This window comes from Frankia sp. AgPm24 (assembly GCF_023243055.1).
Taxonomy (GTDB): domain Bacteria; phylum Actinomycetota; class Actinomycetes; order Frankiales; family Frankiaceae; genus Frankia; species Frankia umida.
In genome coordinates, this window is sequence record NZ_JALKFW010000094.1 from 1 (window position 1) to 477 (window position 477).

Below are 477 nucleotides of genomic sequence, written 5' to 3' on the forward strand. Positions count from 1 at the left end.
GACCGGCGCAGCTCGCGGTGGTTTGCGGCCTCCTCCTGCAAGGCGGCCACGGAGGGGCCAATCCTCCGTCTCCCATACAGCACCATTCCGCACTGCCGGGTCTACCAGACCGGCGCCACCTCACGTTCGTGGCACACGAAGGCGGTCGCTTTTGAGAGGAACTCGCGCTCCATCCGGAGTTCCCGGTTCCCTTTCTCCAGCTCGCGGAGCCGGGCCCGTTCGGACATCGACAGCGGTTCTTCCTCGTTTTGGTGCGCCCGCCGCCAGGTCGCGACCCAGCTCCCCAGTATTCCCTCGTTGATACCGAGATCCTTCGCGACCGCCGAGGTGGGGCGGCCCGAATCGATGACGAGTTTCACTGCCTCGTCCTTGTACTCGGGCGTGAACCGCCTCCGCGACTGACTCATTGATCTCCTCCGCTCGCGGATCAATTATCCCTCATATGGATCACTGTCCGAAGAACGGGGACCACCTCAG

General features: G+C 63.9%; 1 pseudogene. It reads right to left on the reverse strand.

The features are described 5' to 3' along the window. Nucleotides 1–146: 146 nt before the first annotated feature. Nucleotides 147–407: pseudogene (locus MXD61_RS05810) on the reverse strand (transposase); the annotation flags it as partial. Between the last annotated feature and the right edge of the window lie 70 nt (nt 408–477).